The sequence below is a fragment of the Streptococcus sp. KHUD_013 genome (genome assembly GCF_052588545.1).
Map to the genome: position 1 here is coordinate 1,840,001 of NZ_CP186264.1, position 14,325 is coordinate 1,854,325.

Here is a 14,325-nt window from a genome sequence, read left to right on the forward strand (position 1 = left end):
ACACCTTTCGGTCTCTCCTTAGGTCCCGACTAACCCAGGGCGGACGAGCCTTCCCCTGGAAACCTTAGTCTTACGGTGGACAGGATTCTCACCTGTCTTTCGCTACTCATACCGGCATTCTCACTTCTATGCGTTCCAGCACTCCTCACGGTATACCTTCTTCACACATAGAACGCTCTCCTACCATACCATTAAAGGTATCCACAGCTTCGGTAAATTGTTTTAGCCCCGGTACATTTTCGGCGCAGGGTCACTCGACTAGTGAGCTATTACGCACTCTTTGAATGAATAGCTGCTTCTAAGCTAACATCCTAGTTGTCTGTGCAACCCCACATCCTTTTCCACTTAACAATTATTTTGGGACCTTAGCTGGTGGTCTGGGCTGTTTCCCTTTCGACTACGGATCTTAGCACTCGCAGTCTGACTGCCGACCATAATTCATTGGCATTCGGAGTTTATCTGAGATTGGTAATCCGGGATGGACCCCTCACCCAAACAGTGCTCTACCTCCAAGAATCTTTATGTCGACGCTAGCCCTAAAGCTATTTCGGAGAGAACCAGCTATCTCCAAGTTCGTTTGGAATTTCTCCGCTACCCACAAGTCATCCAAGCACTTTTCAACGTGCCCTGGTTCGGTCCTCCAGTGCGTTTTACCGCACCTTCAACCTGCTCATGGGTAGGTCACATGGTTTCGGGTCTACGACATAATACTAAAGCGCCCTATTCAGACTCGGTTTCCCTACGGCTCCGTCTCTTCAACTTAACCTCGCATCATATCGTAACTCGCCGGTTCATTCTACAAAAGGCACGCTCTCACCCATTAACGGGCTCGAACTTGTTGTAGGCACACGGTTTCAGGTTCTATTTCACTCCCCTCCCGGGGTGCTTTTCACCTTTCCCTCACGGTACTGGTTCACTATCGGTCACTAGGGAGTATTTAGGGTTGGGAGATGGTCCTCCCAGATTCCGACGAGATTCCACGTGTCTCGCCGTACTCAGGATACTGCTAGGTATAAAGACTATTTAAAATACGAGGCTGTTACTCTCTTTGGCCTACCTTCCCAGGTAGTTCTTCTATAATCTTTATGTCCACATTGCAGTCCTACAACCCCGAAGAGTAAACTCTTCGGTTTGCCCTCCTGCCGTTTCGCTCGCCGCTACTAAGGCAATCGCTTTTGCTTTCTCTTCCTGCAGCTACTTAGATGTTTCAGTTCACTGCGTCTTCCTCCTCATATCCTTAACAGATATGGGTAACAGGTATCACCTGCTGGGTTCCCCCATTCGGACATCCCCGGATCAGCGCTTACTTACAGCTCCCCGAGGCATTTCGTCGTTTGTCACGTCCTTCTTCGGCTCCTAGTGCCAAGGCATCCACCGTGCGCCCTTATTAACTTAACCTTATTAACCTAATTTTTTCAAAAATTAGAAAACTCATTAAATATTCACAGCGTTTTCGGTTTATTTTCTTGTTACTATTTGATATAGATATTCAATTTTCAATGTTCATCCTTGGTGATCTCTCACCAATGGAGCCTAGCGGGATCGAACCGCTGACCTCCTGCGTGCAAAGCAGGCGCTCTCCCAGCTGAGCTAAGGCCCCACAAGACCTCTCAAAACTAAACAAGACGAACGTGCAGGTTTCCTTATCCTTAGAAAGGAGGTGATCCAGCCGCACCTTCCGATACGGCTACCTTGTTACGACTTCACCCCAATCATCTATCCCACCTTAGGCGGCTGGCTCCTAAAAGGTTACCTCACCGACTTCGGGTGTTACAAACTCTCGTGGTGTGACGGGCGGTGTGTACAAGGCCCGGGAACGTATTCACCGCGGCGTGCTGATCCGCGATTACTAGCGATTCCGACTTCATGTAGGCGAGTTGCAGCCTACAATCCGAACTGAGACTGGCTTTAAGAGATTAGCTTGCCGTCACCGACTTGCGACTCGTTGTACCAGCCATTGTAGCACGTGTGTAGCCCAGGTCATAAGGGGCATGATGATTTGACGTCATCCCCACCTTCCTCCGGTTTATTACCGGCAGTCTCGCTAGAGTGCCCAACTAAATGATGGCAACTAACAATAGGGGTTGCGCTCGTTGCGGGACTTAACCCAACATCTCACGACACGAGCTGACGACAACCATGCACCACCTGTCACCTCTGTCCCGAAGGAAAACTCTATCTCTAGAGCGGTCAGAGGGATGTCAAGACCTGGTAAGGTTCTTCGCGTTGCTTCGAATTAAACCACATGCTCCACCGCTTGTGCGGGCCCCCGTCAATTCCTTTGAGTTTCAACCTTGCGGTCGTACTCCCCAGGCGGAGTGCTTAATGCGTTAGCTGCGGCACTGAGTCCCGGAAAGGACCCAACACCTAGCACTCATCGTTTACGGCGTGGACTACCAGGGTATCTAATCCTGTTTGCTCCCCACGCTTTCGAGCCTCAGCGTCAGTTACAGACCAGAGAGCCGCTTTCGCCACCGGTGTTCCTCCATATATCTACGCATTTCACCGCTACACATGGAATTCCACTCTCCCCTCTTGCACTCAAGTTAAACAGTTTCCAAAGCGTACTATGGTTAAGCCACAGCCTTTAACTTCAGACTTATCTAACCGCCTGCGCTCGCTTTACGCCCAATAAATCCGGATAACGCTCGGGACCTACGTATTACCGCGGCTGCTGGCACGTAGTTAGCCGTCCCTTTCTGGTAAGATACCGTCACAGTGTGAACTTTCCACTCTCACACTCGTTCTTCTCTTACAACAGAGCTTTACGATCCGAAAACCTTCTTCACTCACGCGGCGTTGCTCGGTCAGGGTTCCCCCCATTGCCGAAGATTCCCTACTGCTGCCTCCCGTAGGAGTCTGGGCCGTGTCTCAGTCCCAGTGTGGCCGATCACCCTCTCAGGTCGGCTATGTATCGTCGCCTTGGTGAGCCGTTACCTCACCAACTAGCTAATACAACGCAGGTCCATCTGGTAGTGGAGCAATTGCCCCTTTCAAACAGCTGTCATGCAACAACTGTTGTTATGCGGTATTAGCTATCGTTTCCAATAGTTATCCCCCGCTACCAGGCAGGTTACCTACGCGTTACTCACCCGTTCGCAACTCATCCGCTCGGTGCAAGCACCAAGCTTCAGCGTTCTACTTGCATGTATTAGGCACGCCGCCAGCGTTCATCCTGAGCCAGGATCAAACTCTCATTAAAAGTTTGAGTTCTCACTCATTTCTGTCACTGACAGATTTATTGTTTTTTCATTGTTCAGTACTATAACCTTAGTTATAGCGCCCTGCACATTGGTTCGTCTTGTTCAGTTTTCAAAGGTCTTTGTCGCTCTCGCGCGACAACTATATTAGTATATCACGACCTCTTCTCCTTGTCAATATCTTTTTTCTATTTTTTTATTTTTTTTGTTATTTTTTTGATTTTAAAAAGGAAATGCTGTTAATTTAGCATTTCCCTAACTCATTCATTATTTCTTCGAGATAAAGTTCTTCTTGCTTTCCACGATCAATCAATCCTCTTTTAGAGATTGTTAGTAGATCCAATGAATAGTGTTTAATTTTCTCCAATTCATTTTTAGTTAAATGTTTTTTAGAGTATTGCCTTCTTAATTCTTTTGGATTTTCTTTGCTAAAATCAAAATAGTTGTTTTGAGCTAAATACTCTTCCAATTCTTTGATATTATGATGCAATCCTACATGAAAGGCAATTGGTGCAAATGTTTTATGTAACGGTTGAGTACAAACACTTCTGTATTCGATGGTTCCTCTTGTTGTTAAATCTTGAAAATGGTAGCTTCTATGATTCTTTAGGTCTTCTTCTTGTGGTTTTATATCTTGTCTCGTTCCATTTAATCGATAAGCTACTATTTTTTCTCTCCCTAGGTAATCCTCTACTCTAATTGGTTCAAAATATAGTATTTCTTCCTCACGATAAACATAAAACAAGGCTGTCTTCGCTAAATAATCCAGAAAGTCCTGTTCATTTATAAACGCTTTTGAGTTCACACCAACATTTTCCTGGTAATAACCATGCATAGACTCTTCCCAGAAAATATCTCTTGATATCGTTGTATCCCAGTTTTCTCCATCGAAAATGGAATTAGCAAACAGATATGCTTTTGCAGGTTCCACCTTATTCATCGCGTTAATCACTTTTAAATAATTATTTCTTGAAACATCCAGTTGCACTTGATTTCCGCAAATAAAGGTTCCATAGTCTGGATAGTTATGAAATTGACGGTTGGTAGTTTGTTCAGCTAGTTGTAAGAATTGGATCAGCATTTTATAACGATCAATTTTTACAGGTTGATTATCGTTTATTCTCCAATAAGGATGAAGGCCACGTCCTTCAATTTGATGTTGTTTCTCTCTTAAAAATGGTTGAATGATGCTTAAATAGTGATTAAAACGTCTTTCAACTTCTTGAATTGTTTTAGCTTTTTCAAACGCAAATTCAATGGTATTGTAGGATAACTCGAATACAATTTGATCTTTATTTATTTCATGTTGCAACTGGACTGGATTGCCGTCTTCATCTAGTTTAATCGCTACAAATTCTTCAACCTCTTGTAGATACTTAAAAAGAGCCTTTGCAACCAATACATCCGTTTTATTTCCCAAGGTATTTACGATCGGAAATTCTAGTTCAACTCCAATGTACTGATCTGGATTTTCTTTCAGGGAAGCCAGGTAACGCTTCGCCAATAGTTGCTGGGCCAGTGTTTGTGATTTTTCTTTTACTGTCATAACTCTTCCATTATATCAAAAAACGCCTGCTTACGAAATTGTTTTAAATTAAAGCAATTTCGTAAACAAGCGTCTACCATTTACCTCAATATGATGAGTGTTACCGCTAGGATAAATCCTAGCGGCAGACCAGAGCTAGACTAAGAAGAACTGTATAGTCCTCCCAACATCATAACACTCAACAAAATTGATGATTTTATACTAATTCGATAATTGCCATTGGCGCAGCATCCCCACGGCGTGGTTCAGTTTTAAGGATACGAGTATATCCACCATTGCGCTCAGCATAACGTGGTGCAAGTTCAGAGAACAATTTTTGAAGTGCTGTTGTTTCTGAATATTTACCAGTTTCTTCATCAAAGTTTTGTGATGCAACTTCATTACGTACATAAGCAGCTGCTTGACGACGTGCATGCAAGTCACCACGTTTACCTAAGGTAATCATTTTTTCAACTGATTTACGGATTTCTTTTGCACGTGCTTCAGTTGTTACGATTGCTTCATTGATGATAAGATCTGTTGTCAAATCACGAAGCATTGCTTTACGTTGTGAGCTAGTGCGTCCTAGTTTACGGTAAGCCATGTATTCCTCCTTTATTTATCGTTTTTTAGCCCAAGGCCTAAATCGGCAAGCTTAACTTTAACTTCTTCGAGACTCTTACGTCCAAGGTTACGAACCTTCATCATTTCTGGTTCAGATTTTTCTGTTAAATCATACACAGTGTTGATACCGGCACGTTTCAAACAGTTATATGAACGGACAGAAAGATCTAATTCTTCGATGGTACGTTCTAATACTCGATCATCTGATGCTGTATCTACTTCCTTCATTACATCTGTCGCAATTGCGATTTCTGTTAAGTTAGTAAAGAGGTTAAGGTGTTCTGTCAAAATACGAGCAGATAAACCTAAGGCATCTTCTGGAATAATTGTTCCATTTGTTAAAATTTCAAGGGTTAGTTTGTCAAAACCATCGTTGCTACCAACGCGAGCTGGTTCAACTTGGTAATTAACTTTTGTCACTGGCGTATAGATTGAATCTACTGCAAGTGTACCAACTGGTGCATCATCTTTTTTATTCTGATCAGCTGGAACATAACCACGACCGCTATTCACAGTCAAAGTTGCTTTAAAGCTTGATCCTTCACCGATTGTAAAAAGATAATGATCAGGGTTTACAATTTCAATGTCACTATCCGTAAGAATATCTCCAGCAGTTACTTCTGCAGGACCTTCTACATCAAGTTCAATAATCTTTTCGTCTTGGACGTAAGATTTTACAGCGATCCCTTTAACGTTAAGAATGATTTGCATAACGTCTTCGCGGACACCTGGAACTGTATCAAATTCGTGCAATACACCTTCAATATTAATTGAAGTAACAGCAGCACCTGGAAGTGAAGCCAATAATACGCGACGAAGAGAGTTCCCCAGTGTTGTACCATAACCACGTTCAAGTGGTTCTACTACAAATACACCGTAATCTTTATTTTCATCAATTTTTGTTATATTTGGTTTTTCAAACTCAATCATTTGCTATACTCCCTCTGAAACGAAAAGCTGTGTAATTGTTGATGATTATACACGGCGACGTTTTGGAGGACGAGCACCATTGTGTGGCACAGGAGTCACATCGCGGATTGCAGTAACTTCAAGACCAGCAGCAGCAAGAGCACGAATAGCAGACTCACGACCAGAACCAGGACCTTTAACAGTAACTTCTACTGATTTAAGACCATGTTCTTGAGCTGATTTTGCAGCAGCTTCTGAAGCCATTTGTGCAGCAAATGGTGTAGATTTACGAGAACCTTTGAAACCAAGAGCACCTGCAGATGACCATGCAATTGCGTTACCATGCACATCAGTAATCATAACAATTGTGTTATTAAATGTTGCGTGAATATGAGCAATACCTGATTCGATATTCTTTTTCACACGACGTTTACGTGTTGGTTTAGCCAAGATTTTTACCTCCTTATTTTATTTTCTTATTTTTTCTTACCAGCAATCGCAACAGCTTTACCTTTACGAGTGCGAGCATTGTTTTTAGTGTTTTGTCCACGAACAGGAAGTCCACGACGGTGACGGATACCACGGTATGAACCGATTTCCATCAAACGTTTAATGTTCAAGTTCACTTCACGACGAAGGTCACCTTCTACTTTAATTGCGTCAACTTCACGACGGATAGCATCTTCTTGATCTGGTGTAAGGTCACGAACACGAATATCTTCAGAAACGCCTGCAGCAGCAAGAATTTTCTTAGATGTTGGAAGTCCAATACCGTATACATAAGTCAATGAAATTACTACACGTTTGTCATTTGGAATGTCAACTCCAGCAATACGAGCCATGTTTTCTCCTTTCTATCTTATCCTTGACGTTGTTTGTGTTTTGGATTTGCTGGGCAAATTACCATAACACGACCATTACGACGAATTACTTTACAGTATTCGCAAATTGGTTTGACCGATGGTCTTACTTTCATTTTTATCCCTCCAAGTTTTTCGATTATTTAAAGCGGTATGTGATACGTCCACGTGTCAAATCGTACGGACTCATCTCCACTGTAACACGATCTCCCGCTAAAATACGAATATAGTTTTTACGAATTTTACCAGAAACTGTTGCTAAAATCTGATGTCCATTTTCAAGTTCAACCGTAAACATAGCATTCGGCATTGTATCAACTACCTTGCCTTCTACTTCAATCACATCGTCTTTTGCCACGCAAAAGTACCTCCATAAATTTCGATTCATTCCTCTGAGCACAGAGGTAACAATTATAAGTCAGACTAATTCATTGTATCACTTGTTATCAATTATTGCAAGCAACTAAAACGTTTTTATTTCAAATTCTCTAAGACTTTTTGGATATCCTTAAAGACGTCGTTAATATCTTGGTTTCCTTCGATATCATGGACTAAACCTTTTGCACGATAATGAGCAAGAATCGGCTCACCTTGAGCGATATTCACATCCAAGCGGCGTTTAACCGTTTCTGGTTTATCGTCCTCACGTTGGTAATAGTCTTCTTCCTTGTAATCAGCTGGTGGGTTGAATACTTTATGGTAGGTTTCACCTGTTTCACGGTGAATAATGCGACCGCTCAAGCGTTCAAGAAGGCAAGATGGATCCACTTCGATGTTGATTACACCCTCAAGTTCAAGGCCAAGATCTACCAAAATTTGATCCAAAGCATGTGCTTGTTCAATCGTGCGAGGAAAACCGTCTAAAAGGAATCCTTTTTCCTTAATATCGTCTTGAGCCAAACGTTCTTTTACAATCCCGTTGGTTACATCATCCGGCACCAATTCACCTTTATCGATGAATGATTTTGCCAACACACCCATTTCGGTTTGATTGGCCATTGCAGCACGGAACATATCCCCTGTTGAGATATGTGCAACTTGAAATTGTTCCACAATTTTAGCTGCTTGCGTCCCCTTACCTGCTCCAGGCAATCCCATGATTAATAAATTCATAATCATTTGCTCCTTATTTTGTTTTTAAATAAGCCTGTTACAATTTAACAAACTTATTCAAAAACAAAATAGAAGGTTGACAATGTCAACCTAATTCTATTCTGTTGTATCCATGAAACCAATGTATTTGCGTTTCAATAAGTAACCTTCTAATTGTTTCATTCCCTCAATACCAGTCGAGATGATGATCAAGAGACTAGTTCCTCCGAGAGCAACTGTATCTGTCAGACCAAAGATATCCCGAGCAAGGATTGGAATAATGGTGATAAATCCAAGGAATAGAGAACCGACCGTAGCCAAACGTCTAAGAAGACGTGACATGTAGTCTTCTGTTCCCTTACCAGGACGCACACCTGGAATGTAAGCACCACTCTTTTGTAGATTTTCCGCAGTTTTTTCTGGGTTAATCTGTACAAATGTGTAGAAGAAAGTAAACAAAATGATTAGCAAAGCATACATTGCTACACCAGTAGGTGTATTGGTTGCTAACATAGATTGTGCTGTTCGAACCCATCCAGCATTGTAACCCATGGCACTAATGACCTGGAAAATTGCTGCCGGTGCAGCCGTGATCGAACTAGCAAAGATGACAGGAATAACTCCAGCTGGGTTTACCTTCAGTGGAAGATATGAGCTAGATGGTGCTCCTTGTGCAATCTTTGTGTATTGAATTGGAATTTTATACTGTGCTTGTTCCACAAAGGTTGTGAAGTAGACAATCACTAATACCGCTAAGATTAATACACCTACGAAAATTAGTGAATTGTTCAATTGTCCAGGACGGACGTTAACAAATGAATCTTCATAGACACCTTTGATCATTTCTGGGATGGAAGAAACAATCCCCGCAAAGATGATCATAGAAACACCGTTTCCGTATCCTTTTTCAGAAATCTGTTCTCCCAACCAGGTCACAATCATCGAACCTGTCGTTAAAATTGCACCAATTAAGATGTAGGTTTCAACGTTCGGTGTGGATACTAATTTAGCTTGTGACAAGGTGTGGAAAGTAGCTGTAATTCCAATGGATTGAACGAAAGCTAGAACCAAGGCAATATAGCGTGTTGCCTGATTTAACTTTCTCCGCCCAACTTCTCCTTGTTTCCCCCACTCAACAAACTTCGGAAGCAAATCCATTTGAAGGAGCTGAACTACGATGGAAGCCGTGATGTAAGGACTCACCCCAAGGGCGAAGACAGAGAAGTTTCTCATAGCATTCCCTGACACCAAGCTCATCATATTCAAGAAGGAAACATCTTGTAAGTTGTTAAGGATTTTCGCATTCACACCAGGAACCGTAATCGTGGTCCCGATTCGGAAGACAAGTATGATAAAAATAGTAAATAAAATTTTTGATCGTACTTGTTTAACCTTAAATGCATCTTTTAATAATTTAAAGAACATAGGTCACCCCTCTTAGATGACTTCTACTGAACCACCTTTAGCAGTGATAGCTTCTTCAGCTGATTTAGAGAATTTAGCTGCCTTAACAGACAATTTCTTAGTCAATTCTCCGTTACCAAGAATTTTAATTCCTGATTTTTCAGCTTTTACAATACCTGCTTCCACAAGTACTACTGGTGTTACTTCAGCACCATCTTCGAAGACGTTCAACTGATCAAGGTTTACAATCGCATATTCTTTAGCGTTGATGTTTGTAAATCCACGTTTTGGAAGACGACGGAACAATGGAGTTTGTCCACCTTCAAAACCAAGACGTACACCGCCACCGCTACGAGCTTTTTGACCTTTTTGACCACGGCCAGAAGTTTTACCATTACCAGATGAAGTACCACGACCAACACGGTTGCGGACTTTACGTGAACCTGCAGCAGGTTGTAATTCATGAAGTTTCATTATTATTTTCTCCTCTTTTGTAAATTGCTAACGCATGTAATCAGGAAAAGGTGTCCCGACTACAAACTCGCCTATACTTATATTTAGTTTTAGGGGATGAGAAATTTCTCATACCCCTGAAAACCTTGTTCTATTTCAAAATAGATTATTTTACTTCTTCAACTGTTACCAAGTGAGATACTGCAGTAATCATACCACGTACTGCTGGGTTATCTTCTTTAATAACAGAGCTGTTCAATTTGCCAAGTCCAAGTGCTACAACAGTTTTACGTTGTGACGGGATGCGTCCGATTGGAGACTTAGTCAAAGTAATTTTAATTTGAGCCATTTGAATCTCCTTTCTTAAGCCAAGTCAGAAACTGAAATACCACGAAGGGCAGCAACTTCTTCAGCGCGTTTCAATTGAGCTAAACCTTCCACTGTTGCACGAACAATGTTGATTGGAGTGTTTGATCCAAGTGATTTAGATGTTACATCTGCAATACCTGCCAATTCAACAACGGCACGAACTGCACCACCTGCAGCAACCCCAGCCCCTTCGATAGCTGGTTTCAACAATACACGAGCTCCACCAAATACTGATGTTACTTCGTGAGGAATTGTTGTTCCAACCATAGGAACTTCAATCAAGTTTTTCTTAGCATCTTCTACTGCTTTACGGATTGCTTCTGGTACTTCTTGAGCTTTACCTGTACCAAAACCAACACGTCCGTTACGGTCACCAACAACTACAAGAGCTGCAAAGCGAAGACGACGTCCACCTTTAACAACTTTTGTAACACGGTTGATGGCAACTACACGTTCTTCAAGTTCAACTGCATTGTCTTTAAATGCCATTTTCTAGTGTCCTCCTATTAGAATTTCAATCCGTTTTCACGAGCTGCATCAGCCAAAGCTTTAACACGTCCGTGATATAGATATCCACCGCGGTCGAACACCACTTCAGAAATACCTTTAGCAACTGCACGTTCAGCAACAAGTTTGCCGACAACAACGGCTTGTTCAGTTTTAGTTCCTTTTGAAACTTCTTTGTCAAGAGTTGAAGCGCTTGCGAGCGTTACACCCGCTACGTCATCAATTACTTGAGCGTAGATGCCTGTATTAGAACGGAATACGTTCAAACGTGGGCGATCAGCAGTTCCAGAGAGTTTTCCGCGAACGCGACGGTGGCGTTTTTGACGGATTTTATTTTTATCTGGTTTCGAAATCACAATTTTCACCTCTTAATTTTAAAATCATGTGCTAAGCACTGAGTTGGTAAGATGAAGATTGGTTGAAAAACAACCAAACTACATTATTTACCTGTTTTACCTTCTTTACGGCGAACGAATTCACCAACATAACGGATCCCTTTACCTTTGTAAGGTTCTGGTGAACGAAGGCTACGTACGTAAGCAGCTGTTTGACCAACTACTTCTTTTGAAATTCCGCTAACAACGATTGTTGTTGGGTTTGGAAGTTCAAAAGTAATTCCTTCTGGAGCTTCAACTTCGTCTGGATGTGATTTACCAACAGCCAAAACGAGTTTTGATCCTTGAAGTTGTGCACGGTAACCAACCCCGCGCATTTCAAGTTCTTTCTTGAATCCTTCTGATACACCAACAACCATGTTGTTCAAAAGGGCACGAGTAGTTCCGTGGATTGTTTTCATTTCTTTTGAATCGTTTGGACGGTGAAGAGTTACTTCAGTACCTTCCACACGGATTTCAATATCTTTTGAGAACTCACGAGTAAGTTCTCCTTTAGGTCCTTTTACAGTTACAACGTTGCCATTGTTAGCGAGTTCAACACCAGCAGGCAACACGATAACTTTATTACCAATACGTGACATGTTTTTATTCTCCTGTTAAATTGTCAGGCCTTTGAAGGCCAGTTTTCACGGGGTTTAAGATACTTATTTAGTTCAATAGCTAAACTGAACACGCTCTAAGAACTGTGCAAAATAGATAAGTTGGCTCGTTTGTAAACAAACTGCCCCAACTTCCTAATTTTGCTTTGTTCTTTACGAGCTTTGTATCTTGATTTTACCAAACGTAAGCGATAACTTCTCCACCAACGTTCTTTTGGCGTGCTTCTTTATCAGTAAGCAAACCTTCAGAAGTTGAAAGGATAGCAATTCCAAGTCCGTTAAGAACTTTTGGAAGATCTTCACGTTTTTTGTAAACACGCAAACCTGGTTTAGATACACGTTTCAAGTTTGTGATAACTTTTTCACCGTTTGCTCCGTATTTCAAGAACACGCGGATGATACCTTGTTTGTCATCTTCGATCACTTCAACGTTTTTTACAAAACCTTCGCGTTTAAGGATTTCAGCAATCCCTTTTTTGATGTTTGATGCAGGTACTTCAAGTACTTCGTGTTTTGCTTGGTTAGCGTTACGAATACGAGTTAGGAAGTCTGCGATTGGGTCAGTCATAACCATTTTATATTTCTCCTCTTACTAGTAGTTTGAATGTTTCACTTGCTAGTTAATACATGATACAAAGAGCGTAACAGCACGAGCAAAAATAGGCAATTTAGTGTAGCAGCTCTGCTCCGAAATAAATTGGTCTTTTTTGCCAAAGCTGTAGCTCGTGTTCAAATTGGCAAGCCCAACTGAACCCGGGCTAAACTCTGTGTGAAAAAGATAAACTTTCCTAGAAACTAAAGTTTCTTCGTCAAGTTTCCTGTTTTCACTTGGAGTTTTAACGCCCTTGATATCTTAAATTACCAAGATGCTTTAGTGACACCAGGGATTTGTCCTTTGTATGCCAATTCACGGAAGCAAACACGGCAAAGTTTAAACTTGCGGTAAACTGAGTGTGGACGTCCACAACGTTCACAGCGAGTGTATGCTTGAGTAGAGAACTTCGCTGGGCGTTTGTTCTTAGCAATCATAGATTTTTTAGCCATTAGTTTTACCTCCTATATTATTTTGCAAACGGCATACCAAGGCCAGTAAGCAATGCACGTGATTCTTCGTCTGTGTTCGCAGTAGTTACGATTACGATATCCAAACCACGAGTTTTATCAACATCATCAAAGTTGATTTCTGGGAAGATCAATTGCTCTTTCACACCAAGTGTGTAGTTTCCGCGTCCGTCAAATGATTTTGTTGGAACACCGTGGAAGTCACGAACACGTGGAAGTGAAACTGAAACCAATTTGTCCAAGAATTCGTACATACGTTCGCCACGAAGAGTTACTTTCGCACCGATCGCTACACCTTCACGAAGACGGAAGCCGGCGATTGATTTTTTAGCTTTTGTGATAAGTGGTTTTTGACCTGAGATCAATGCCAATTCTTCAGCAGCTTTCTCAAGGTTTTTAGCGTTAGAAACAGCGTCTCCAACACCCATGTTCAAAACGATCTTATCAACTTTTGGCACTGCCATAACTGATGAGTAGTTAAATTGTTCAGTCAAAGCTGGAACTACTTCATTAAGGTATTTTTCTTTTAAACGATTAGCCATTATACTTCTCCTTTCCTTCGTGATTAGTCAAGCACTTCGCCTGATTTTTTGTTATAACGAACTTTTTTGCCGTCTACGAATTTGTAGCCAACACGTCCAGCAACACCGTTCTTGTCCAAGACTTGAACGTTTGATACATGGATTGGAGCTTCTTTTTCGATGATAGCACCTTGAGGGTTTTCGTTATTTGGACGTTGGTGTTTCTTAACAAGGTTTACACCTTCAACAACAACTTTATTTACTTTTGGAAGAGCAGCAACGACTTTAGCTTCAACACCTTTGTCTTTACCAGCAATTACACGAACTTTGTCGCCAGTTTTTACAAACATTTTATTCTCCTTTTATTCTTACGCCCGTTGGGCACCCTGGCCAATGAGCCAGGGGACTGTGTTTGTGATTTTTATATTAAAGTACTTCTGGAGCAAGTGATACGATCTTCATGAAACCACCGTCACGCAATTCACGAGCGACTGGGCCAAAGATACGAGTTCCGCGAGGAGTTTTGTCTTCACGGATAATCACTGCAGCATTTTCGTCGAACTTGATGTATGAACCATCTTTACGACGAGCACCTGATTTAGTACGAACGATAACAGCTTTTACAACGTCACCTTTTTTAACCGCACCACCAGGAGTAGCTTGTTTTACAGATGCTACGATAACATCACCGATACCTGCGAATTTACGTCCTGAACCACCAAGAACTTTGATGGTCAAGATTTCGCGTGCACCACTGTTGTCAGCAACTTTCAAACGAGTTTCTGTTTGAATCATTTAAGTTTTC

Annotated in this window: 19 protein-coding genes, 1 tRNA gene and 2 rRNA genes (1 of these 22 running past the window's edge); all 22 read right to left on the reverse strand. The window is 41.7% G+C overall.

Going from position 1 to position 14,325, the window contains the following annotated elements; all coding sequences use genetic code 11:
- A 23S ribosomal RNA gene (locus ACOXXR_RS08860) occupies nt 1–1,398 on the reverse strand; it reaches 1,504 nt to the left of the window's first position.
- Nucleotides 1,399–1,527: 129 nt separating this feature from the next.
- Nucleotides 1,528–1,600 (reverse strand) — tRNA-Ala (locus tag ACOXXR_RS08865).
- A gap of 53 nt (nt 1,601–1,653) precedes the next feature.
- Nucleotides 1,654–3,202: ribosomal RNA gene (locus tag ACOXXR_RS08870) — 16S ribosomal RNA — on the reverse strand.
- Together the 16S and 23S rRNA genes with 1 tRNA gene alongside form the textbook arrangement of a ribosomal RNA operon.
- A 242-nt stretch (nt 3,203–3,444) precedes the next feature.
- Nucleotides 3,445–4,746, reverse strand: a complete 1,302-nt coding sequence (locus ACOXXR_RS08875; protein WP_270293047.1) for a glutamate-cysteine ligase family protein — start codon at nt 4,744–4,746, stop codon at nt 3,445–3,447.
- A gap of 196 nt (nt 4,747–4,942) precedes the next feature.
- Nucleotides 4,943–5,329, reverse strand: a complete 387-nt coding sequence (gene rplQ / locus ACOXXR_RS08880; protein WP_006595176.1) for a 50S ribosomal protein L17 — start codon at nt 5,327–5,329, stop codon at nt 4,943–4,945.
- A gap of 11 nt (nt 5,330–5,340) precedes the next feature.
- Nucleotides 5,341–6,279, reverse strand: a complete 939-nt coding sequence (locus ACOXXR_RS08885; RefSeq protein ID WP_006595177.1) for a DNA-directed RNA polymerase subunit alpha — start codon at nt 6,277–6,279, stop codon at nt 5,341–5,343.
- Nucleotides 6,280–6,324: 45 nt separating this feature from the next.
- Nucleotides 6,325–6,708, reverse strand: coding sequence for a 30S ribosomal protein S11 (gene rpsK / locus ACOXXR_RS08890; protein ID WP_001118385.1), 384 nt, complete (start codon nt 6,706–6,708; stop codon nt 6,325–6,327).
- Nucleotides 6,709–6,734: 26 nt separating this feature from the next.
- The gene (gene rpsM / locus ACOXXR_RS08895) at nt 6,735–7,100 is read right to left on the reverse strand and encodes a 30S ribosomal protein S13 (RefSeq protein ID WP_003009631.1); all 366 of its coding nucleotides are present in this window, start codon (nt 7,098–7,100) and stop codon (nt 6,735–6,737) included.
- 17 nt (nt 7,101–7,117) lie between these two features.
- Nucleotides 7,118–7,234: a 50S ribosomal protein L36 gene (rpmJ, locus tag ACOXXR_RS08900; protein WP_001808836.1), complete on the reverse strand. Its 117-nt coding sequence runs from the start codon at nt 7,232–7,234 to the stop codon at nt 7,118–7,120.
- 23 nt (nt 7,235–7,257) lie between these two features.
- Nucleotides 7,258–7,476 carry a translation initiation factor IF-1 gene (infA, locus tag ACOXXR_RS08905; RefSeq protein WP_001029883.1) on the reverse strand — a complete coding sequence of 73 codons (219 nt, stop codon included), beginning with the start codon at nt 7,474–7,476 and terminating at the stop codon, nt 7,258–7,260.
- 116 nt (nt 7,477–7,592) lie between these two features.
- Entirely contained in the window at nt 7,593–8,231 is a 639-nt protein-coding gene (locus ACOXXR_RS08910) for an adenylate kinase (RefSeq protein WP_006597039.1), read from the reverse strand.
- A gap of 96 nt (nt 8,232–8,327) precedes the next feature.
- Entirely contained in the window at nt 8,328–9,635 is a 1,308-nt protein-coding gene (gene secY / locus ACOXXR_RS08915; RefSeq protein WP_445278451.1) for a preprotein translocase subunit SecY, read from the reverse strand.
- 12 nt (nt 9,636–9,647) lie between these two features.
- Nucleotides 9,648–10,088: a 50S ribosomal protein L15 gene (rplO, locus tag ACOXXR_RS08920; protein WP_006595181.1), complete on the reverse strand. Its 441-nt coding sequence runs from the start codon at nt 10,086–10,088 to the stop codon at nt 9,648–9,650.
- Nucleotides 10,089–10,233: 145 nt separating this feature from the next.
- On the reverse strand, nt 10,234–10,416 hold the full coding sequence (rpmD, locus tag ACOXXR_RS08925; RefSeq protein WP_002894509.1) for a 50S ribosomal protein L30: 183 nt from the start codon (nt 10,414–10,416) through the stop codon (nt 10,234–10,236).
- A gap of 14 nt (nt 10,417–10,430) precedes the next feature.
- Nucleotides 10,431–10,925 (reverse strand): 30S ribosomal protein S5, encoded by a 495-nt coding sequence (gene rpsE, locus ACOXXR_RS08930; RefSeq protein ID WP_006595182.1) that lies wholly within the window; start codon nt 10,923–10,925, stop codon nt 10,431–10,433.
- Nucleotides 10,926–10,942: 17 nt separating this feature from the next.
- Nucleotides 10,943–11,299 carry a 50S ribosomal protein L18 gene (rplR, locus tag ACOXXR_RS08935; RefSeq protein WP_003010871.1) on the reverse strand — a complete coding sequence of 119 codons (357 nt, stop codon included), beginning with the start codon at nt 11,297–11,299 and terminating at the stop codon, nt 10,943–10,945.
- Between the two features lie 83 nt (nt 11,300–11,382).
- Nucleotides 11,383–11,919 carry a 50S ribosomal protein L6 gene (gene rplF / locus ACOXXR_RS08940; protein WP_445278452.1) on the reverse strand — a complete coding sequence of 179 codons (537 nt, stop codon included), beginning with the start codon at nt 11,917–11,919 and terminating at the stop codon, nt 11,383–11,385.
- Between the two features lie 193 nt (nt 11,920–12,112).
- Nucleotides 12,113–12,511: a 30S ribosomal protein S8 gene (rpsH, locus tag ACOXXR_RS08945; RefSeq protein WP_006595183.1), complete on the reverse strand. Its 399-nt coding sequence runs from the start codon at nt 12,509–12,511 to the stop codon at nt 12,113–12,115.
- 284 nt (nt 12,512–12,795) lie between these two features.
- Nucleotides 12,796–12,981 carry a type Z 30S ribosomal protein S14 gene (locus ACOXXR_RS08950; protein ID WP_001085699.1) on the reverse strand — a complete coding sequence of 62 codons (186 nt, stop codon included), beginning with the start codon at nt 12,979–12,981 and terminating at the stop codon, nt 12,796–12,798.
- Nucleotides 12,982–12,998: 17 nt separating this feature from the next.
- Nucleotides 12,999–13,541, reverse strand: coding sequence for a 50S ribosomal protein L5 (rplE, locus tag ACOXXR_RS08955; protein WP_006595184.1), 543 nt, complete (start codon nt 13,539–13,541; stop codon nt 12,999–13,001).
- Between the two features lie 23 nt (nt 13,542–13,564).
- Nucleotides 13,565–13,870 (reverse strand): 50S ribosomal protein L24, encoded by a 306-nt coding sequence (rplX, locus tag ACOXXR_RS08960; RefSeq protein ID WP_006595185.1) that lies wholly within the window; start codon nt 13,868–13,870, stop codon nt 13,565–13,567.
- A 76-nt stretch (nt 13,871–13,946) separates the two neighbouring features.
- Nucleotides 13,947–14,315, reverse strand: coding sequence for a 50S ribosomal protein L14 (rplN, locus tag ACOXXR_RS08965; RefSeq protein ID WP_023025002.1), 369 nt, complete (start codon nt 14,313–14,315; stop codon nt 13,947–13,949).
- Nucleotides 14,316–14,325 lie beyond the last annotated feature (10 nt).